The sequence below is a fragment of the Shinella sp. genome, assembly GCF_049651085.1.
Classification (GTDB): Bacteria; Pseudomonadota; Alphaproteobacteria; order Rhizobiales; family Rhizobiaceae; genus Shinella.
The window spans coordinates 213126-232051 of record NZ_JBASBL010000004.1 but is presented as its reverse complement, the minus strand read 5'-3'; the positions used below and the strand labels follow the sequence as shown (position 1 = coordinate 232051).

At 63.3% G+C, this 18926-nt stretch carries 21 protein-coding genes; 8 read left to right on the top strand and 13 right to left on the bottom strand.

All coding sequences use genetic code 11. The features are described from left to right. Positions 1-102 precede the first annotated feature (102 nt). The 3 genes from ychF to WA950_RS01560 all read left to right on the top strand — a co-directional run bounded on the left by ychF (position 103) and on the right by WA950_RS01560 (position 2281). Positions 103-1206: a redox-regulated ATPase YchF gene (gene ychF, locus WA950_RS01570; RefSeq protein ID WP_424549914.1), complete on the top strand. Its 1104-nt coding sequence runs from the start codon at positions 103-105 to the stop codon at positions 1204-1206. Positions 1207-1356: 150 nt separating this feature from the next. Further along, on the top strand, positions 1357-1827 hold the full coding sequence (locus WA950_RS01565) for a MaoC family dehydratase (RefSeq protein ID WP_424549913.1): 471 nt from the start codon (positions 1357-1359) through the stop codon (positions 1825-1827). Next, positions 1814-2281, top strand: a complete 468-nt coding sequence (locus tag WA950_RS01560; protein WP_424549912.1) for a MaoC family dehydratase — start codon at positions 1814-1816, stop codon at positions 2279-2281. The genes WA950_RS01565 and WA950_RS01560 overlap by 14 nt, the downstream gene beginning before the upstream one ends. A 12-nt stretch (positions 2282-2293) precedes the next feature. On the opposite strand, the gene WA950_RS01555 is transcribed toward WA950_RS01560, so the two are convergent. The 6 genes from WA950_RS01555 to WA950_RS01530 form a co-directional block, all read right to left on the bottom strand. Next, complete coding sequence (locus WA950_RS01555; protein WP_424549911.1) at positions 2294-2842, bottom strand: adenine phosphoribosyltransferase; 549 nt, start codon at positions 2840-2842, stop codon at positions 2294-2296. Positions 2843-2950: 108 nt separating this feature from the next. Continuing rightward, positions 2951-3832, bottom strand: coding sequence for a cytochrome c1 (locus tag WA950_RS01550; protein ID WP_424549910.1), 882 nt, complete (start codon positions 3830-3832; stop codon positions 2951-2953). A gap of 27 nt (positions 3833-3859) precedes the next feature. Then, positions 3860-5128, bottom strand: a complete 1269-nt coding sequence (locus tag WA950_RS01545; RefSeq protein WP_424549909.1) for a cytochrome b — start codon at positions 5126-5128, stop codon at positions 3860-3862. 14 nt (positions 5129-5142) lie between these two features. Further along, positions 5143-5721, bottom strand: coding sequence for a ubiquinol-cytochrome c reductase iron-sulfur subunit (gene petA / locus WA950_RS01540; protein WP_424549908.1), 579 nt, complete (start codon positions 5719-5721; stop codon positions 5143-5145). Positions 5722-5984: 263 nt separating this feature from the next. Continuing rightward, positions 5985-7853: an ABC transporter ATP-binding protein gene (locus tag WA950_RS01535; protein ID WP_424549907.1), complete on the bottom strand. Its 1869-nt coding sequence runs from the start codon at positions 7851-7853 to the stop codon at positions 5985-5987. A gap of 90 nt (positions 7854-7943) precedes the next feature. Continuing rightward, complete coding sequence (locus WA950_RS01530; protein WP_424549906.1) at positions 7944-9797, bottom strand: ABC transporter ATP-binding protein; 1854 nt, start codon at positions 9795-9797, stop codon at positions 7944-7946. Between the two features lie 346 nt (positions 9798-10143). Between WA950_RS01530 and WA950_RS01525 the strand changes: the two genes are divergently transcribed. Beyond that, entirely contained in the window at positions 10144-10605 is a 462-nt protein-coding gene (locus tag WA950_RS01525) for a tRNA (cytidine(34)-2'-O)-methyltransferase (protein ID WP_424549905.1), read from the top strand. Position 10606: 1 nt separating this feature from the next. Here the strand turns inward: WA950_RS01525 and WA950_RS01520 are convergent, their stop codons facing one another. Next, positions 10607-11815 (bottom strand): MFS transporter, encoded by a 1209-nt coding sequence (locus WA950_RS01520; protein WP_424549904.1) that lies wholly within the window; start codon positions 11813-11815, stop codon positions 10607-10609. After that, positions 11812-12384: an NADPH-dependent FMN reductase gene (locus WA950_RS01515; RefSeq protein ID WP_424549903.1), complete on the bottom strand. Its 573-nt coding sequence runs from the start codon at positions 12382-12384 to the stop codon at positions 11812-11814. Before WA950_RS01515 ends, WA950_RS01520 begins: the two co-directional genes overlap by 4 nt. A gap of 72 nt (positions 12385-12456) precedes the next feature. On the opposite strand from WA950_RS01515, the gene soxR reads away from it, so the two are divergent. Then, positions 12457-12927 carry a redox-sensitive transcriptional activator SoxR gene (soxR, locus tag WA950_RS01510; RefSeq protein WP_424549902.1) on the top strand — a complete coding sequence of 157 codons (471 nt, stop codon included), beginning with the start codon at positions 12457-12459 and terminating at the stop codon, positions 12925-12927. Here soxR and WA950_RS01505 read toward each other — a convergent pair. Both WA950_RS01505 and WA950_RS01500 read right to left on the bottom strand, forming a co-directional pair. Further along, entirely contained in the window at positions 12924-14204 is a 1281-nt protein-coding gene (locus tag WA950_RS01505; protein WP_424549901.1) for a hemolysin family protein, read from the bottom strand. The genes soxR and WA950_RS01505 overlap by 4 nt on opposite strands. A 154-nt stretch (positions 14205-14358) precedes the next feature. Then, a complete protein-coding gene (locus tag WA950_RS01500; protein ID WP_424549900.1) occupies positions 14359-14616 on the bottom strand; it encodes a hypothetical protein in 258 nt (85 codons plus the stop codon). 170 nt (positions 14617-14786) lie between these two features. Here WA950_RS01500 and hemF point away from each other — a divergent pair, with 170 nt between their 5' ends. From hemF to WA950_RS01485, 3 genes are all read left to right on the top strand, one after another. Then, positions 14787-15698 carry an oxygen-dependent coproporphyrinogen oxidase gene (gene hemF, locus WA950_RS01495; RefSeq protein ID WP_424549899.1) on the top strand — a complete coding sequence of 304 codons (912 nt, stop codon included), beginning with the start codon at positions 14787-14789 and terminating at the stop codon, positions 15696-15698. Positions 15699-15789: 91 nt separating this feature from the next. Next, complete coding sequence (locus WA950_RS01490) at positions 15790-16041, top strand: hypothetical protein (protein ID WP_424549898.1); 252 nt, start codon at positions 15790-15792, stop codon at positions 16039-16041. Positions 16042-16190: 149 nt separating this feature from the next. Beyond that, the gene (locus tag WA950_RS01485; RefSeq protein WP_424549897.1) at positions 16191-16382 is read left to right on the top strand and encodes a DUF1059 domain-containing protein; all 192 of its coding nucleotides are present in this window, start codon (positions 16191-16193) and stop codon (positions 16380-16382) included. 12 nt (positions 16383-16394) lie between these two features. On the opposite strand, the gene WA950_RS01480 is transcribed toward WA950_RS01485, so the two are convergent. The 3 genes from WA950_RS01480 to WA950_RS01470 are packed head-to-tail and all read right to left on the bottom strand — an operon-like array spanning position 16395 to position 18897. Next, positions 16395-17654: a CCA tRNA nucleotidyltransferase gene (locus WA950_RS01480; RefSeq protein ID WP_424549896.1), complete on the bottom strand. Its 1260-nt coding sequence runs from the start codon at positions 17652-17654 to the stop codon at positions 16395-16397. Then, on the bottom strand, positions 17651-18283 hold the full coding sequence (locus tag WA950_RS01475; RefSeq protein ID WP_424549895.1) for a CoA pyrophosphatase: 633 nt from the start codon (positions 18281-18283) through the stop codon (positions 17651-17653). The genes WA950_RS01480 and WA950_RS01475 overlap by 4 nt, the downstream gene beginning before the upstream one ends. Beyond that, positions 18280-18897, bottom strand: a complete 618-nt coding sequence (locus WA950_RS01470; protein ID WP_424549894.1) for a DUF1285 domain-containing protein — start codon at positions 18895-18897, stop codon at positions 18280-18282. Before WA950_RS01470 ends, WA950_RS01475 begins: the two co-directional genes overlap by 4 nt. Positions 18898-18926 lie beyond the last annotated feature (29 nt).

Sequence of the window (18926 nt, the reverse complement as noted above, 5' to 3'; positions counted from 1 at the left end):
GAGGCGGGACTTCAAGGCCTCGGAGGCGCTAGGTCTTGACCCTGCCCTGTCCTTCCCCCATAGCGAGGGCAACGATTTTCTTAAGACGAATGGACCACTTCCATGGGCTTCAAATGCGGTATCGTCGGCCTGCCGAATGTCGGCAAGTCGACCCTCTTCAACGCGCTGACCAAGACGGCCGCCGCCCAGGCGGCGAACTATCCCTTCTGCACCATCGAGCCGAACACCGGCGAAGTGGCCGTGCCGGACCCGCGCATGAAGGCGCTCGCCACCATTGCGGGCTCGAAGGAAATCATCCCCACGCGCATCTCCTTCGTCGATATTGCCGGCCTCGTGCGCGGCGCATCGAAGGGAGAGGGCCTCGGCAACAAGTTCCTTGCCAATATCCGCGAAGTCGATGCGGTGGTGCATGTCCTGCGCTGCTTCGAAGACGATGACATCACCCACGTCGAGGGACGCATCAACCCGGTCGGCGACGCCGACACGATCGAGACCGAGTTGATGCTCGCCGACCTCGAAAGCCTGGAGCGCCGCGTCGAGCAGACCCGCAAGCGTGCGTCCAGCAAGGACAAGGAATCCCTGGCGCAGTTGCCGATCATGGAAGCCGTGGTCAAGCTGCTGAACGAAGGCAAGCCGGCGCGTCTTCTCCTGAAGACGCTGGCGCCGGAAGAGATCGAAGTCCTGAAGGGCCTCAACCTCCTGACCTCGCATCCGGTTCTCTATGTCTGCAACGTCTCGGAAGCCGATGCATCGACCGGCAACCAGCACACCGAAGCCGTCGCCGCCATGGCGAAGGAACAGGGCGCCGAATGCGTCATCATCTCGGCCGCAATCGAATCCGAGGTCGCCCAGCTTCCGGAGGAGGAAGCAGAGGAATTCCTGTCGGCGCTCGGCCTGACGGAAGCCGGTCTCGACCGTCTCATCCGCGCCGGCTATCACCTGCTCGACCTGATCACCTATTTCACCGTCGGCCCCAAGGAAACACGCGCCTGGACCATCGTGCGCGGCACCAAGGCGCCACAGGCCGCCGGCGTGATCCACACCGATTTCGAACGCGGCTTCATCCGCGCCTTCACCATCGCTTATGACGACTATATCGCCTTCAAGGGCGAAGTCGGCGCCAAGGAAGCCGGCAAGGGCCGCGACGAAGGCAAGGAGTACGTCGTGCAGGACGGCGACGTCATCCACTTCCGCTTCAACACCTGAAGCAGCCGCCTCTCTTCGCCGATCCCGGATCCACTGCCGCCCTTTCCCGAAGGGCGGCAGTTTTCGTTTGAGCGCAACCGACAGCGTCGGCAGAGCTTGCAAAACCCCGTCATGCTCGCCATTGTTCGGCAAAGCATGACGGAATGGAACGTGACGACATACACATTTGAAGATTTTACGCCGGGACGCCGCTTCGAATTTACCGCACGGACCCTGACGGCCGAAGAGATCATCGCATTCGCGCAAGAATTCGACCCGCAGCCGATGCATATCGACGAGGCGGCCGGCCGCGCCAGCATCCTCGGTGGGCTCGCCGCCTCCGGCTGGCACACCAGCGCCGTGATGATGCGCATGCTCTACGATGCCTATATTCGCCATTCGGCCTCCGAGGGCTCACCCGGCGTCGACCGCATGGAATGGAAACGTCCGGTACTTGCGGGCGACACGCTCTGCGGCCACAGCGAGGTGCTGGATGCCCGCGTGTCGCGCTCGCGCCCGCAGATCGGCATCGTGCGCATGCGCGCTGAGGTCACCAACCAGTGCGGCGAGATCGTCGCGATCTGCGATTATATCAACATGATGCGTCTTGCCGAAAAAGGAGCCGACCATGCGCATGGCTGAGCTCTACCCGTTCGGCGAGGCCGTCACGATCGGCAGCCTTACCTTCACGGCTGAAGACATTATCCGCTTTGCGACGGATTTCGATCCGCAGCCATTTCATCTCGACGAGGAACTGGCCAAGCAGGCGTTGTTCGGCGGTCTCTGCGCCTCCGGCTGGCACTCCAGCGCAGGGTGGATGAAGTGCTTCGTGTCGTTCTGGAAGGGCGAATGCAAGCGCCTTGCGGCTGAGAGCATCGCTCCACCGAAGCTCGGCCCCTCCCCGGGCTTTACCGGGCTCGGGTGGCTGAAGCCGGTCTTTGCCGGCGACACGATCAGCTATTCGGTGACGCTGCTGGCCTCGCGCGCGCTGGCCTCGAGGCCGGACCGGCTCCTCAACACGATCCTGTGCGCCGGCAGAAACCAGCACGGCGAACCCGTCATCCGCTTTGAAAGCACCGTGCTGGAATTTACGTGATGGCCGACGGGCTCAGTGCCCGTCGAAGGAAACCAGCGTGCGCACTTCCACGCCAAGCGCTTCCAGCTTCTTGCGACCGCCGAGTTCCGGCAGGTCAATAACGAAACAGGCCGCAACGATATCGGCGCCAAGCTGGCCCAGCAGCTTGACGGCCGCTTCCGCCGTGCCGCCGGTGGCGATCAGGTCGTCGACGAGGATCACCTTCTCGCCCGGCTTGATCGCATCCTTGTGCATTTCCATCTCGTCCACGCCGTATTCCAGGCTGTAGGCGATGCGCACGGTCTCGTGCGGCAGCTTGCCCTTCTTGCGGATCGGCACGAAGCCGGTCGACAACTGGTGCGCCATGGCACCGCCCAGAATGAAGCCCCGCGCCTCGATGCCGGCGACCTTGGCGACACCGATGCCCGCATAGGGATGCACCAGTTCATCCACGGCGCGGCGGAACGCACGGGGATTGCCGAGCAATGTGGTGATGTCGCGGAACATGACGCCCGGCTTGGGATAGTCGGGGATGTTGCGGATGGCGGCGACGAGTTCGTTTTCGAGAGTGGGTGTGGACATGGGATTTCCCGGCTGCGGAGGGCTTCGCCCGGTTATTGCAGGTGCGGCGATCGCCCTCAACAAAAAAGGCGGCCCGAGGGCCGCCTTTCGTCAGAGCGGTGAGGCCGCTCAGCTTTCCTTGTTCGCGTAGACCGACTTCTTCGTCAGGTAGATCAGGCCGGTGAAGATCACCAGGAAGATCATGACCATGAAGCCGGTGCGCTTGCGCTGTTCCAGATGGGGCTCTGCGGCCCACATCAGGAAGGCGGAGACGTCGTGCGCGTACTGGTCGACCGTCTGCGGCGAACCGTCGTCATAGGTGACCTGATCGTCGGAGATCGGCTTTGCCATGGCGAGCGTAGCCGAATTCGCGAAGTACGGGTTGTAGTAGGTACCGTCCGCGACTTCGATATGCGCCGGAGCTTCTTCATCGTAACCGGTCAGCAGCGAGTAGATGTAGTCCGGACCACCGGACTGGTACTGCGTGAAGATATCGAAGACGAATTGCGGGAAGCCGCGGGTGATGCCGCGCGCCTTGGCGATCAGCGAGAAGTCCGGCGGAGCCGCGCCATTGTTCGAAGCGGCAGCCGCTTCCTGGTTGGCGTAGGGCGACGGGAAGTAGTCGGACGGAACAGCCTTGCGGGTGAACATCTCACCGTCGGCGTCCGGGCCGTCCTGGACTTCGTAGTTCGCCGCAAAGGCCTTTACCTGTGCGTCCGAATAGCCAAGGTCTCCCAGCGTGCGGAAGGCCACCAGGTTCATCGAATGACAGGCCGCGCAGACTTCGGTGTAGACCTTCAGGCCGCGCTGAAGCTGGCCCTTGTCATACTTGCCGAACGGGCCGGCAAACGACCAGTCCTGCTCCTTGGGCTTGTGGATCGGATAGTGCGGGGTGGCGTGTTCGGCCTCCGCACCGCCGGCAGCGGCATTGTCTTCCTGCGCCGTGGCGAGGGAGACGCCGAGACCGGCGACGAGTGCGAGCGACAGAATGCCTGCAACAAGCTTTTTCATTGTCATGATTCCTTTCGTCGCTCGCTATCAGGCCTTGGCCGCCTTGGCGTTCTTCTTTTCCAGAACCGCTTCCGTGATCGAATTCGGAATGCGCTTCGGGGTTTCGATCAGGCCGAGAAGCGGCATGATGACGATGAAGAAGCCAAAGTAGTAGAGCGTACCGAGCTGCGAGAGGATGACGTAGATGCCTTCAGCAGGCATGGCGCCGAGCCAGCCGAGCAGGATGGCGTTGGCCACGAAGATCCAGAAGAACAACTTGTACCACGGGCGGTAGACGGCGGAACGAACCTTCGATGTGTCGAGCCAGGGCAGGAAGAACAGCACGATGATCGCACCGAACATCACCAGAACGCCGCCAAGCTTCGAGTCGATCGGGCCGATATTGAAGGTGATTGCGCGCAGCATCGCGTAGAACGGCAGGTAGTACCATTCCGGAACGATGTGAGCCGGGGTCTTCAGCGGGTCAGCCGGAATGTAGTTGTCCGGATGGCCGAGATAGTTCGGCATGTAGAAGACGAACCAGGCGAAGACGAGCAGGAAGACCGAAACGCCGAGGGCATCCTTGAGCGTCGCGTAGGGCGTGAAGGCGACCGTATCGGTCTTGGACTTCACTTCGACGCCGGTCGGGTTCGTCTGGCCAACGACGTGCAGCGCCCAGACGTGCAGGATGACGACGCCGGCGATCATGAACGGCAGCAGATAGTGCAGCGCGAAGAAGCGGTTCAGCGTCGGATTGTCGACCGCAAAGCCGCCGAGCAGGAACTGCTGGATCCACTCGCCGACCCACGGGAAGGCGGAGAAGAAGCCGGTGATAACCGTCGCACCCCAGAAGGACATCTGACCCCAGGGCAGAACGTAGCCCATGAAGCCCGTCGCCATCATCAGGAGATAGATGACCACGCCGAGAATCCAGAGGATTTCGCGCGGCGCCTTGTAGGAGCCGTAGTAGAGGCCGCGGGCAATGTGCAGATAGACCGCGATGAAGAAGAACGACGCGCCGTTGGCGTGCATGTAGCGCAGCAGCCAGCCGTGGTTCACGTCGCGCATGATCTTCTCGACCGAGTTGAACGCGACGGTGGTTTCGGCCGCATAATGCATGGCCAGAACGATACCGGTCAGGATCTGCACGACCAGCATTACCGACAGCATGGCGCCGAAGGTGTAGGCATAGTTCAGGTTGCGCGGAACCGGGTAGGAGACGAAGCTGTCATGGACCATGCGCGGCAGAGGCAGGCGCGAGTCGACCCATTTTTCGATGCCAGTCGTCGGCTGGTAGGTTGAATGTTCAGCACTCATAATCAGTAGTCCCCTCAACCGATCTTGATAACTGTGTCGGATACAAACGCGAAGGTCGGCACGGGAAGATTCTCGGGCGCCGGGCCCTTACGGATACGTCCGGCGGTGTCGTAGTGAGAACCGTGGCAGGGACAGAACCAACCGCCGAAATCCCCGGCCTGGCCGAGCGGAACACAGCCGAGATGGGTGCAGGAACCGATCATGACGATCCAGTTTTCCTTGCCATCGCCGGCGGAGCGGTCGAGGTCAGTCGCCTGCGCATCGGGAGCGATGTTGGCATTACGGGCAGCCGGGTCCTTGAGGTCGGAAAGCTGGACGGCCTTCGCCTCTTCGACTTCCTTGTCCGTGCGGTTACGGATGAAGACCGGCTTGCCGCGCCACTTGACCGTCAGCGACATGCCCGGCTCAAGGCTGGAGACATCGACCTCGATGGAGGCGAGCGCCAGCGTGGACGCATCCGGACGCATCTGGTCGATAAACGGCCAAGCGACCGCAACGCCGCCCACGACGCCCGCCATACCGGTGGTCAGGTAAAGAAAATCGCGGCGAGTGGGCTCGCCATGGGATTCGCTTGTTGTCTCGTGTTCGCTCACGGCTAAACCATCCTCTCACGCAATGTCTGCGGAAACCGCAATGCCCCTTTGAAAACCGGCAACATCCGGACACAATACGGCCTTAGATTCCCCGTCAATCCGGCGCGTTCTATGCTTGATCGCAAATTATGTCTAGCCTTGGCAAGGGGAGGTGGGCACATTGTCGCGGGAAAAAGCCGGCATCTTGACAGGACGCAGGCATCGCCTTGAACATCCAGCGCTTCCCGGCTGAAAACGCGCGCGAAAAACGACGCGCGACCGCGCTATTGCGCCGCCGCCTCGTGCCCCAGGAAGCCACCCGACTGGCGTGACCAGAGATCCGCATAGAGCCCGCCGCTCGCGACGAGGTCCGCATGCCTGCCCTCCTCCACGATACGGCCGCGATCCATGACGATCAGGCGGTCGAGCGCGGCGATGGTGGACAGTCGATGGGCGATGGCGAGCACGGTTTTGCCGCGCATGAGCCGATCCAGATTGGACTGGATCGCCGCCTCGACTTCCGAATCGAGTGCCGACGTCGCCTCGTCCAGAACGAGAATGGGTGCATCCTTCAGCATGACGCGGGCGATGGCGATACGCTGGCGCTGGCCGCCGGAAAGCTTGACGCCGCGCTCGCCGACATGGGCGTCATAGCCCCGCCGGCCGCGCTGGTCCTCCAGTGCAAGAATGAAGTCATGCGCCTCGGCCTTCTTCGCCGCCTCGATCATCTCGGCCTCGCTGGCAGCCGGATTGCCGAAGAGAACATTGTCGCGGATCGAGCGATGCAGCAGCGCCGTATCCTGGCTGACCATGCCGATATTGCCGCGCAGGCTCTCCTGCGTGACCGCGGCGATATCCTGTCCGCCGACAAGGATACGCCCGCCCTCAAGATCGTAGAAACGCAGAAGCAGGTTGACGAGCGTCGACTTGCCGGCCCCCGAACGCCCGACAATGCCGACCTTTTCGCCCGGCCGGATCGCCAGCGTCAGACCATCGATGACACCGGATTTGCGGCCATAGTGAAAACTCACGTTCTCGAAGCGGACATCCGGGCGCTCGACGGTCAACGCTACAGCATCCGGCCGGTCGACGAGGCCGATCGGCTGGGAGATGAGGTCGGCGGAATTCTGGATCGTGCCAATATTGCGCATGATGCCGTTGAGCTGCGTCATCAGGCGATTGAGCAGGAAATTCAGCCGCAGCACCAGCGCCATGGTGAAGGCGACCGCACCGGAACTGATGATGCCGCCGAGCCAGAGGTGAATGCACAGCACGGCCATGCCGGCGATCATCAGGCCGGAAAGGAACGCCATCGAGGCGCGCACGGCCGTCAGCAATCGCGTGAAATTGAGGATCGTGCTCTGGAAGATGTCGAAGCCGTTGCGCATGTAACGGTCGTTCGCGTCGTCCCGCCCGAAAAGCTTCAGCGTCTGGATGTTGGAATAGGCATCGACCATGCGTCCGCTGATCATCGAACCGGCTTCGGCGGACTGGCGCGCCTGCTCGCGGATGCGCGGCACGAAATTGCGCGCCAGCACGGCGAAGATCAACAGCCAGACGACGAGGACCGCCGCCAGCCGCCAGTCGAGCTGACCGAGCAGCACGAGCGTCGAGACCGTATAGATCGTCACGAACCACACGCTTTCCATGAAGGACGTGATGACATCGCCCGTCGCCTGCCCCGCCGACCAGACCTTGGTGACGATGCGGCCGGAAAAATCGTTCTGGAAGAAGGACAGCGACTGGCGCGCGACGTGCACATAGGCCTGCCAGCGCACCAGATTGTAGAAACCGGGCGTAATGACCTGCTGGTCGATGAGTGCCGTCAGGAAGGCGACGACGAAGCGCACGATACCGATCAGGGTAAGCATCAACAGCAATTCGGTGCCATGGGCCGAAAGCAGTCCGCCCCACCCTGCCCCCGGCTGAACGGTCGCCAGCATATCGACGAGCCGCCCGACGAACCAGAAGGTCGCCGCCTCGATGCCCGCCGTAATGCCGCCGAGCACCAGAAGCGCCGCGAACGGGGCCTTCGCCTGCCTGACATAGAACCAGATGAAAGCAAGAAGGCCCTTCGGCGGCCGCAGATCATCGCGCCGTGCAAAGGGCTGGATCCAGTTCTCGAAGAAGGAGAAGATCGGACGGAAAATCATGTCCCCGGTATAGGCCGTTTTGCGCAGCGGGCAAATTAAAGATCGGCAAGGCGAAAGCCGGCCCCGATATCCGGGGCCGGCCTTCGTTATTTACTGCGCCGCCGCTTCCGCCTCGGCGTCGTCGGCGATGAAACCACCGGACTGGCGGGTCCAGAGGTCGGCGTAGATGCCGCCCTTGGCGACCAGCTCGGCATGGGTGCCCGTCTCATGGATGTGGCCCTTGTCGAGCACGACGAGGCGGTCCATCTCCGTCAACGTCGAGAGACGGTGGGCGATGGCGATCACCGTCTTGCCCTCCATGAGGGCAAAGAGGTTCTCCTGGATCGCCGCCTCGACTTCCGAATCGAGCGCCGAGGTCGCCTCGTCCAGCACCAGGATCGGCGCGTCCTTCAGGAAGACGCGGGCGATCGCGATACGCTGGCGCTGGCCGCCGGAGAGCTTCACGCCGCGTTCGCCGACCTGGGCGTCGAGGCCGGAGCGGCCCTGCTGGTCGGCGAGGCTTTCGATGAAGTCCCAGGCATTCGCCCGCTTGGCCGCCACGATGATCTCCGCATCGCTCGCCTCCGGCTTGCCGTAGGCGATGTTGTCGCGGATCGAGCGGTGCAGCAGCGAGGTATCCTGCGTCACCACGCCGATCTGCGAGCGAAGGCTGTCCTGCGTGATCGTCGCGATGTCCTTGCCGTCGATCGTGATCTTGCCGGACTCCAGGTCATAGAAGCGCAGCAGCACGTTCATCAGCGTCGTCTTGCCTGCGCCCGAGCGGCCGACGAGACCGACCTTCTCGCCGCCGCCGATATTGAGCGTCAGGTCCTCGATCGCGCCCTTGTTCTTGCCGTAGTGGAAGCGGACATGATCGAAGCTGATCGCACCCTTGGCAGCCGCCAGCGCGGACGCGTCGGGGGCGTCCTTGATGTCGTGCGGCTTGGTCATCATGCCCATGCCGTCATAGACCGTGCCGATATTTTCAAACAGCGCGGTCACTTCCCACATCACCCACTGCGACATGCCGTTGATGCGCATGGCAAGACCGATGGCGACAGCCACTGCGCCGACGGAAACATCGCCCGCCATCCAGAAGTAGATGCCGATACCCGCCGTGAAGAACATCGCGATGACGTTGTTGATGTCGATCGCGATGTTGAACCCGGTGATGAAGCGCATCTGCTTGTGCACGGTCACGAGGAACTCGTTCATGCCTTCGCGGGCATAGGTTTCCTCACGGCCGGCATGCGAGAACAGCTTGACGGTGGCGATGTTGGTGTAGCTGTCGACGATCCGGCCCGTCATCATCGAGCGCGCATCCGCCTGCTCGCGCGAAACCACCATCAGCTTCGGCACGAAGTAGCGCAGGATGCAGCAGTAGACGACGAACCACACCAGCAGCGGCACGACGAGACGCAGGTCCGCCGAGGCGATGATCGCGATCATCGAGATGAAGTAGCTCACGACATAGATGAAGACGTCGATCACCTTCATCACCGTCTCGCGCACGGCAAGCGATGTCTGCATGACCTTGGTCGATACACGGCCCGCGAACTCGTTGGAGAAGAAGGTCATGCTCTGGCGGATCAGGTAGCGGTGCATCTGCCAGCGCGCGATCATCGGGAAATTGCCCGCAAGCGCCTGATGCATCGTCATGGTGTGCAGCGCGCCGAAGCCCGGAATGAGCACCAGCAACAGGAGCGCCATCCAGACCAGCGTGTCGCCCTCCCGGGCGAGGAACGTGCTCGGATCACCGGCCGACAGCCAGTCGACGATATTGCCGAGGAACTGGAACAGCACGACTTCCGCGATGCCGAGCACCATGGAGCAGAAGCCGAGCAGGACCAGCCACGGCGCGGCAGGGCGCGTATAGTGCCACAGGAAGGCAAGAAGCCCCTTCGGCGGTAGCGAAGGTGCCTCGGAAGGATAGGGATTCAAACGTCTTTCGAACCAGCCGAACATGGCTTTCTCCGTAATATAAAGCCGGAACCGGGGCGGACGGCGCAAAACGGCGCGGTCGGTAAAGGGGTTCCGGAAGGACTGCCATGCGGCAACGAAAGCGTCACACGGCAAATTGAAATGAAGGCAGATCGGGAATCTGGATGGCAAGGAGCCTAGGCGAGAAGAGGCGTCAATCCAGCCGGGAGGCGTAGCCGATGCATGATATTCATCTTGATCCTCCCATTCTCGCGTTGCAGATGCGCCTTGGTTAACCCGAAACGCCGTAATTTGCCAGCCACTTCGTCGCGAATTCGCATCTGCGGCCAATTCTGTTGCCATGCCGCCACATCTGGACTAGCGGATAGCCATGTCTGCTCTTCGCATCGCCCTTTACCAGCCCGACATTGCCGGCAATACCGGCACGATCCTGCGTTTTGCCGCCTGCCTCGGCCTGTCGGTCGACATTATCGAGCCGGCCGGTTTCGACCTGTCCGACCGCAACCTGAAGCGGGCCGGCATGGACTACCTCGCCGCCGTGACGCTCACGCGCCATGTGAGCTGGGATCGGTTCGAGGAATGGCGCCGGACGACCGGTCGCCGCCTCGTACTCGCCTCCACCAAGGCGGCCGCGCACTACACGGATTTCACCTACCGGCCCGACGACATCCTGCTTTTCGGCCGCGAAAGCGCCGGCGTTCCGGACCGCGTGCACGAGACGGCGGACGGCCGGGTGATCATTCCCATGGTCGAAGGCCAGCGCTCCATCAACATCGCGCTCTCGGCCGCGATGATCTGCGGCGAGGCGCTGCGCCAGACCCGCTTTTCCTGACCTAGCCATCGCCCGACGGCAGCAATCGGACGATGAAAGCCACGACGCCGAAGACCAGCACGACCGCACCGACCATGGCATAGGCGCCGCCATAACCCCATGACGCGATCAGGGGCTGCGAGACGATCGGCGACAGGAACTGGCCGGCAAAGATACTCGACACAAGCAGTCCCGAAACACGGCCGCGCAGGGCGGGCGGCGCCAGCAGCATCGCGGCCGCCGCGAAATTCGGCATGATTGTCCCCATGCAGACGCCCGAGACGGCCATCGCAACGAGAATGCTGACATAGCTTTGCGCGCCCGACAGCAGCAGGTACGACAGGCCCGCCGAGACGAAGCCGAGGCCGAAGACACCCATGATGCCGAGCTTGCGGCGCAACGGCGCAAAGACGAGCGCGCTCATCACGCCGACGAGCTGGCCCGCGCCGATGGCCGTGCCCGCAAGGCTCGGCGCGGCAAAACCCAGATGTTCCAGATAGAAGGGAAGCTGCGTCGGGATCATGTAGAAGGCGATCATGTTGACCGCACCGGCAAGAAACAGCACGCCGAGCAGCATCTTGCTGCGCCCGTCGAGCCGCCCCTCTTCCACCACCGGGCCGGTGGCGCGAACCCGCTGCGGCTCCGGCAGGAAGGCGATTGCCGCCGGCAGCAGCAGGATCGCCACCATGTAGATCAGGAACGGCCCACGCCAGTGGACCTCCGCCAGAAACCCGCCACCCGTCAGGAAGATGGTTCCGCCAATGCCGACGAAGGCCTGCTGCAGGCCCATGTAGCGATCGCGCGCCGCCCCCTGGAAGAAATCGCCGACAAGCGCCGTCGTCACCGTCATGATGCCGCCGACCGCTATGCCGAGCACGGCGCGCCCGACCAGCAGGCCGGGCAAGGTGTCGAGGACGAGGCCGGAAGCGCCCGCAACGGCGAAAAGTGCGAGCGAGGCCAGAAGAAGCGGCTTGCGGCCGAAGCGGTCGACAAGAAAGCCCGCAGCCGGTGAGAACATCGCAATGAACACGGCAGGCAGCGTCAGCACCAGCCGGCTGAGCAACGCCACGTTCTCCACATCGGAAAAGCGCGCGGCAATGCCCGGCAGCGAGGCGGAAATCGTCGCGCCGGACATGATTGTGAGCGTGCTGATGAAGAGCAACGTCGCATTGCGCCGGTACTCCTCGGGGGAGCGGGCAACCTCTGCGCTTGCATAGTGTTCAGGCTTCATGCGGCGGCCTCGTCGTAGCGGGTTGCGATGCGTGCCGCTTTCAGCGCACCGGCCCACCAGGCAAGGCGCTTCATGAGCACGGCAAGCTGGCCGTTGAGCTGGCCAGGACGGAAGGGATTGCCTGCGGGGTCGAACTGACTCCAGGCATGGGCGAGACTCACTGTCTCGCGGATCGCCACGGCATGCAACTCGGCAAAGACCAGACGCAACTGCTCGACGGCCCTGAGCCCACCGGAAATGCCGCCATAGGAGACAAACGCAACGGGCTTGGCATGCCAGGGCCGGAAGCAGCAATCGATGATCGCCTTCAGCGCCGCCGGATAGGCGTGGTTGTATTCGGGCGTGACGATGAGGAAGGCATCCGCCTGCGATATCCGGCTTTCGACATACTCAGTCGAGGCCTCATCAAGGCCGCCGGGGGTGAAGGTCAGCCCGACAGGATCGATGCGGATGATGTCATATTGCCCGAAGCCGGCAAGTTCCGGCTCCAGCCATCCCGCGATCGTATCGGCAAAGCGTCCTTTGCGGCCACTGCCATAGATGAGGGCGATCGTCAGTCTGTCTGTCATGTGTGTTTGCTCCGTGTTGGACAAGCAGGAGCCGCTTGTATAAAACCTCAACCAAAGTTGAGGTCAACAGCCATGACAGAAAAATGTCCGAAGGATGCAATCCCCCGCGAACTCAGCGTCGGCGAGGTCGCCGAGCGCAGCGGGGTTGCGGTTTCCACATTGCATTTCTATGAGACGAAGGGGCTGATCCACAGCCAGCGCAACCGCGGCAACCAGCGGCGCTACCCCCGCAGCATCCTGCGCCGCGTCGCTGTGATCAAGGTGGCGCAACGCACAGGAATTCCCCTCGCCGAGATCGCGGACGCGCTCGCCATCCTGCCGCACGACCGGCCCTTGACGGCGCAGGACTGGCGAAAACTTTCCGAAAGCTGGCGGGGGCTGCTCGACGAGCGCATTGCGCGGCTCACCAAGCTGCGCAACCAGCTCGACGGCTGCATCGGCTGCGGATGCCTGTCCATGCGGGAATGCCCGCTGCGCAATCCGCTCGATACGCTGGGGGCAGAAGGGCCGGGTCCGAGATTGCTCGAACCCGACCGTATTTAGTTGAGGCGCGTGGCGAGCAGCTTGTCGACGCGGCGGCCGTCCATGTCGACGACCTCGAAACGCCAGCCCTGCAACTCCGTGATCTCGCCGGTCTTCGGCAGCTTCTGGAGCGATTCGATGACGAGGCCTGCGGCCGTCTGGTAGCTGCGCCGCCCCGGCAACGCCATGCCGAGCCGGTCCGCCATCTCGTCGATCGGCATGGAACCGGCAATGAGCCAGGAACCGTCCTCGCGCTGCACCGCGTAGTCGTCGTCGCCTTCCTCGATATCGGCGCGGAACACGCCAGCAATCGCCTCCAGCACGTCGGCGGGGGTGATCACGCCCTCGAAGTGTCCGTATTCGTCATGGATGAGCAGGATGGGCACTTCCGAATTGCGCAGCGTATCGAGCACGCGCATCGCATCCATCGTATCCGGCACGATCGGCGCCTGACGGATGAAGCTGCGGATATCGAGCGGCTGCCCGGTCAGAAGCGCGGAAAGCAATTCGCGTTTCTGCACGATGCCGACAATGGTTTCAGGCCCGCCATCGGCAACCGGCAGGCGGGAATGCTGGCTTTCGACGAGCTGCTGGTGGATTTCCTCGACCGTGTCGCCAAGGTCGATCCAGTCGACATCGTTGCGCGGCGTCATGAGGCCGCGGGCCTCGCGGTCGGAAAAGCGCATGACGCCGGCGATCATCAGTTTTTCGCCGCCCTCGATCACGCCAGCCGCTTCCGCCTCCGCGACGATCGTCTTGATCTCCTCGTCGGTGACGACGCTTTCGGAGACCGAGTGCTGGCCAAGCAGACGGAAGATCAACCGCGTCGAGGCGTCGAGGATCCAGACGGCCGGCGCGCCCACCTTGGACAGCAGCGACATGGCCGGCGCAACGAGCGTGGCATAACGCTCCGGGTTGCGCAGCGCGATCTGCTTGGGCACCAGTTCGCCGACGACCACGGAGAGGAAGGTGATGATGAAGATGACGATACCGTAGCCGAGCGGGTCGGCCAGCCAGTCCGGCACACCCTCGGCATAGAGAATGTCACGCAGGCGTCCGCCGAGCGCGGCACCGGAGAAGGCACCGGCAAGAATACCGATCAGGGTAATGCCGATCTGGACTGTGGAAAGGAATTTTCCGGGATTTTCCGCAAGCTTCAGCGCCGACGCAGCGCCACGCGAACCCTGGGACGCCAAGGTCTTGAGGCGGGGCTTGCGCGAGGAAACGATGGAAAGTTCGGAAAGGGCAAAAACCCCATTCAGGAGAATGAGGAAGACAGCAATCGCGAGTTCGAACAAGGACGATAAGCCGCGCTTTAGAACCGCAACGGCGCCTTTCTGTTGATGACGATGGCGGCAAGATAGGGACGCGAAGGTCCGCCGTCAATCGAACTTGCAGATAACACTATCGTTAGAAGAGCATTCGAGGCGTTTCCCGACCCTGCGGCCGGCCTCAATCCGCGCTCGGCAGCCGGCGCATGGTGAATTCGATGCGGTCGCCTTCCAGTATTCGCCAGCTCTCCACCTCCGTCCAATAGGCGGCTTTCGGCCAGAGATCGAACCATTCCCGCGCCTTTTCCCGCGCCGCCTGCCGCTCGAGGCGGAAGGTCTCGCGCACGAAATGGCCGTTGCCGGCAGATTTCTCGCGGCGACTGCGCTCGATCTGGCGCCGGAGCCCTTCGAGAGGGGGTGGTCCGGGAACACGCGCCATGCAGATTTCCTCCTGGCAGCACATTCGATAGAATAAAGATATGTCGGGTCCGCGCCTTTTGCGAGTCCCGCCATCCCCAGCCGATGGAGCCCTTTTGGTTGCCAAATGGTGCAAAGTTGGAAAGTGTGGCCAAAATGCGATTCGGCCTCTAGCCGCCAGTGGAAAGAACCATGGAACGACCAGAACTGCCGAAAGGCCTGCCCGAGGATATCGAAGACAAGAAGAACGCGGCACGCGCCTGGTTCGAGCAGCTGCGCGATGTGATCTGCACGAGCTTCGAAGCGATCGAGAACGATCTGGAAGGCCCGCTTTCCGATCAGCCGCCGGGCCGGTTCGTCGGCAAGGACTGGCAGCGCGAGGGTGGCGCGGGCGGCGGTGGCCGCATGTCGATGATGGAAGGCCGCGTCTTCGAAAAGGTCGGCGTGCACACGTCCACGGTCTACGGCGAGTTCTCGCCGGAATTCCGCGGCCAGATTCCCGGCGCCTCCGAAGACCCGCGTTTCTGGGCCTCCGGCATCTCGCTGATCGCCCATCCGGTGAACCCCAACGTTCCGGCCGTGCACATGAACACGCGCATGGTCGTCACCACCAGCCGCTGGTTCGGCGGCGGCGCAGACCTGACGCCGGTGCTCGACCGCCGCCGTGAGATGAGCGATCCGGACACCGCGCTGTTCCACAAGGCGATGGAAATCACCTGCAACCGGCATCCGGTCGCCGACCATGCGCGATACAAGGAATGGTGCGACGAGTACTTTTTCCTGAAGCATCGCAACGAGGCGCGCGGCACCGGCGGCATCTTCTACGACTGGCTGCATTCGCCGGAAGAGCTTGGCGGCTGGGATGCGGACTTCGCCTTCACGCAGGATGTCGGCCGCGCCTTCGCGATGGTCTATCCGCGGATCGTACGCTCGAATTTCAACAAGGGCTGGACGGAAGAGGATCGCGACGAACAGCTCGTGCGCCGCGGCCGCTATGTGGAGTTCAACCTGCTCTACGACCGCGGCACGATCTTCGGCCTGAAGACCGGCGGCAATGTCGATTCCATCCTGTCCTCCCTGCCGCCGGTGGTGCGCTGGCCCTGAAGCAACGGGGGCCAGCTAGCAGGGTTGTGATTACGGATTGAACGGCTTCCATGGTAATGTGTGCCCGCACGTTTCCATGGAGGAGCCAGTCATGACCGATAAGGTGCAAGGCGCAGTGCATACGGGCCTCGGCCCGCAATCCCCCGCATTTCCCGACAGTTCTGCCGAAACCACGCGCGCCGGGAGCCGCATGGATCTTCCGCACGCCTTCTACGTCGTGGAAGCCCATCTGAGGCCTGCCGGGAGCATGGTCCATCGCCTCGCCGATCGTCATACCAAGCCCGAGGAATTTCAATCGTCCGCCTGCTTCGATGCGTGGGCGAAGGACGACGACGCGAACTGACCGGGCATCCGGTGCGGCGTCAACACGTTGCCGGGGCGGAACCCTTGGGCTGTTTTTGCCGTTTCCACATGGGCCGCAGGCCCGCTCCCGGTTTGGCCGGTCGGGCCTCGTCTGCTACACTGGTCCCGCTGAAACGACAGGAGATAGTCATGAGACTTTTTGAATGCGGTTCACTCGTTCCCGGATGCGCCTGGCATACCCGGGCTGATGACGATGCCGAGGTCGTGCGCCGCGCGGTCGAGCACATGCGCACCACCCACGGCGAAACCCTGATCCGGGAAAGCATGGTCGACCATATCAAGGAACGCATCGTCGACGAGAAGGCGGCCGACGCCGCCTGAAGGCTCCGGCCGTCAGCCTTCCTTGGCGAGTGCTTCGAGCCGGGCAAGCAGCTTTGCCCGGCCGGCATGGAAATTGCCCGCCACCCATTCGTCCTCGATCACGCCGAGAACCGCACCGACCTTCGGCCCTGCTGCGATTCCGGCGGCAAGCACATCCGCGCCGTTCAGCGGGAATGTCGGCTTCTGCCATTTTTCCGACCGCGCAAGCAGCCGCTGGCAAAGCCCGGCAAAGGCAAGGGCCTCGGGATCGCCGAGACCGCGCGTGCGCGCCGATGCCAGCGCGAGCTTCAACCGCATGGTCAGGCCCTGCGACCCGTTGCGATAGAGCAGCCGGTCGAACGCCGTCTCGGCCAGTTTCGGCGCAATCTCGGGCGACGCTGCCCAATAGTCGAGAACCGCCGCCTCGGCCTTGGACAGGCGAAGGCGCTCGGCGAGCGCCTTCAGCCGCTCGCGATCCGGCGGCACCATGGATGCAAGGCGCAGCAGCGCATCCGGCTTCCAGTCGAAAGCCTTTTCGGCGTCCACCAGGCCGGGAATCGCGTCGATGCCCCACTTTTCCGTCTCGGGCAGGATCTCGGTGAGCACACCCGCCTGCCGCATCCAGAGCAGCGCGCGGCCGGGATCGGGCGCGCCGAGCAACTTCTTGGTCTCGGACCAGACCCGTTCCGCCGAAAGCTTGCCCAGCTTGTCCTTGGCCCGCGCGCAGGCCTTCAGCCCCTCGGCATCCGGCCGGCCGCTGCCGTAGAGCGCGAAAAAGCGGAAGAAGCGCAGGATGCGCAGATGATCCTCCGCGATGCGCATAGCGGCGTCACCGATGAAGCGCACCGTGCGGCTCTCGATATCCGGCAGGCCGTTCACCAGATCGATGACGCTGCCATCCGCCGTCGCATAGAGCGCGTTGATGGTAAGGTCGCGCCGCTCGGCATCCGTCTGCCAGTCGGTACCGAAGGCGACCTCGGCATGGCGGCCGTTCGTCACGACGTCGCGACGCAGCGTCGTCACCTCGAAGGGTTTTCCGTCGATGACGAGCGTTACCGTGCCATGCTCGATACCCGTCGGCACGGCCTTGATGCCGGCCGCCTTCGCCCGCTCGACAACCGTTTCCGGCCGCAGCGTGGTCGCGATATCGACATCGGCGACGGCAAGGCCCATCAGGCTGTTGCGCACGGCTCCGCCCGCCACACGCCCCTCGCCGCCGTCGCTGTTGAGCAGCGCCAGCACACGCACGAGCGCCGGATCGGTAAACCACGCCTCGCCCGAAACAGACGTCATGCATAAAGCCTTTCATAGATCACCCGCACGATGCCGGCGGTGATGCCCCAGATATTATGCCCCTCGTAGGGCATGCGATAATAATGCCGTTCGCTGCCGAGCCAGACGCCGCTGCCCTGTTCATGATTGCGCGGGTCCATGAGGAAGGAGAGCGGCACGTCGAAAACCGCCTCCACCTCCGCCGGATTCGGGATCAGCTCGAAACCGGGCTGCACGACCGCCAGCACCGGCGTGATGCAGAAGCCCGAGAGCGCCTTGTAGTGCGGCAGGCGGCCGACCGGCTCGACGAAGCGCCGGTCGAGGCTGATCTCCTCCTCCGCCTCGCGCATCGCGGCCTCCTCCACATCCGCGTCGTCGTCATCGACCGCTCCGCCCGGAAAGGCGATCTGGCCGGAATGCTTGCGCATGGTGGTGGTGCGCTGGGTGAAGATGACGCGCGCCTCCTCCCCGTCGTCGACCACGGGGATCAGCACCGCCGCATCGCGCAGCTTCATGCCCTCGATGTGGGGTATGACGGAAGGATTGAGCAGGCTGTCGCCATGCTCGCGCCAGCTCTCCTCGCCGAGCGTGTGCATCTGCGATCGCGCCCGGCGGCGAAATTCCGCCGCGCTGTAGGAGGGAAAGCTCATCGCGACAGCGCATCCAGCTCGGCGGCCGGCATGACGGAAAAGACCGTACCGCCGGAGCGCACCGCAAACATCTCCACGCCGTCGATGTCGATGGTTTCGCCAAGCGCGACGAGGTCATACATCACCGCGCGCGAGACAAGCGCCTCCAGCCGGCCCCGCACCAGGAGATAGGGCTTCAGCTCGCTGTTTTCTCCGGCGATGACGAAGCGCAGCGGATGTTCCGGCCCAGCCTCCACCACATCGCCAACATTGGTGCGGAAGGTCAGCGTTCGTCCGTCGCCCTCTCCGCTGACATTCATCTCGACCGCCAGGAAAGGCGCATCAACCACCCGGATGCCGACTTTCTCGACCGGCGTCACCAGATAGGTCCTGCCGTCCTCGTCCTTGCGCAGCACCGTGGAAAAAAGTCGCACCAGCGGCGCACGGCCGATCGGCGTGCCGAGGTAGAACCACGTGCCGTCGGCGCGGATTTCCATGTCGATGTCACCGCAGAACGGTGGATTCCAGCGCTCTACCGGCGGCAGGCCGCGCCCGCCCGTCTCTGCGCTGGCGCGCGAGATCAAGGCTGCCAGTCCTGCCGCATCGCTGCTTTCGCGAATTTCACCCGTTGCCATTGTTCCGTCCCGGTTCACCCCTATCTCCG

What these genes read in the sequence shown, in the direction of transcription:
- ychF (WP_424549914.1), top strand. Translation starts at nt 103, where the DNA reads ATGGGCTTCAAATGCGGTATCGTCGGCCTGCCGAATGTCGGCAAGTCG.
- WA950_RS01560 (WP_424549912.1), top strand. Translation starts at nt 1,814, where the DNA reads ATGCGCATGGCTGAGCTCTACCCGTTCGGCGAGGCCGTCACGATCGGC.
- WA950_RS01555 (WP_424549911.1), bottom strand. Translation starts at nt 2,842, where the DNA reads ATGTCCACACCCACTCTCGAAAACGAACTCGTCGCCGCCATCCGCAAC.
- WA950_RS01550 (WP_424549910.1), bottom strand. Translation starts at nt 3,832, where the DNA reads ATGAAAAAGCTTGTTGCAGGCATTCTGTCGCTCGCACTCGTCGCCGGT.
- WA950_RS01545 (WP_424549909.1), bottom strand. Translation starts at nt 5,128, where the DNA reads ATGAGTGCTGAACATTCAACCTACCAGCCGACGACTGGCATCGAAAAA.
- WA950_RS01535 (WP_424549907.1), bottom strand. Translation starts at nt 7,853, where the DNA reads ATGATTTTCCGTCCGATCTTCTCCTTCTTCGAGAACTGGATCCAGCCC.
- WA950_RS01530 (WP_424549906.1), bottom strand. Translation starts at nt 9,797, where the DNA reads ATGTTCGGCTGGTTCGAAAGACGTTTGAATCCCTATCCTTCCGAGGCA.
- WA950_RS01525 (WP_424549905.1), top strand. Translation starts at nt 10,144, where the DNA reads ATGTCTGCTCTTCGCATCGCCCTTTACCAGCCCGACATTGCCGGCAAT.
- WA950_RS01520 (WP_424549904.1), bottom strand. Translation starts at nt 11,815, where the DNA reads ATGAAGCCTGAACACTATGCAAGCGCAGAGGTTGCCCGCTCCCCCGAG.
- WA950_RS01515 (WP_424549903.1), bottom strand. Translation starts at nt 12,384, where the DNA reads ATGACAGACAGACTGACGATCGCCCTCATCTATGGCAGTGGCCGCAAA.
- soxR (WP_424549902.1), top strand. Translation starts at nt 12,457, where the DNA reads ATGACAGAAAAATGTCCGAAGGATGCAATCCCCCGCGAACTCAGCGTC.
- WA950_RS01500 (WP_424549900.1), bottom strand. Translation starts at nt 14,616, where the DNA reads ATGGCGCGTGTTCCCGGACCACCCCCTCTCGAAGGGCTCCGGCGCCAG.
- hemF (WP_424549899.1), top strand. Translation starts at nt 14,787, where the DNA reads ATGGAACGACCAGAACTGCCGAAAGGCCTGCCCGAGGATATCGAAGAC.
- WA950_RS01490 (WP_424549898.1), top strand. Translation starts at nt 15,790, where the DNA reads ATGACCGATAAGGTGCAAGGCGCAGTGCATACGGGCCTCGGCCCGCAA.
- WA950_RS01485 (WP_424549897.1), top strand. Translation starts at nt 16,191, where the DNA reads ATGAGACTTTTTGAATGCGGTTCACTCGTTCCCGGATGCGCCTGGCAT.
- WA950_RS01480 (WP_424549896.1), bottom strand. Translation starts at nt 17,654, where the DNA reads ATGACGTCTGTTTCGGGCGAGGCGTGGTTTACCGATCCGGCGCTCGTG.
- WA950_RS01475 (WP_424549895.1), bottom strand. Translation starts at nt 18,283, where the DNA reads ATGAGCTTTCCCTCCTACAGCGCGGCGGAATTTCGCCGCCGGGCGCGA.
- WA950_RS01470 (WP_424549894.1), bottom strand. Translation starts at nt 18,897, where the DNA reads ATGGCAACGGGTGAAATTCGCGAAAGCAGCGATGCGGCAGGACTGGCA.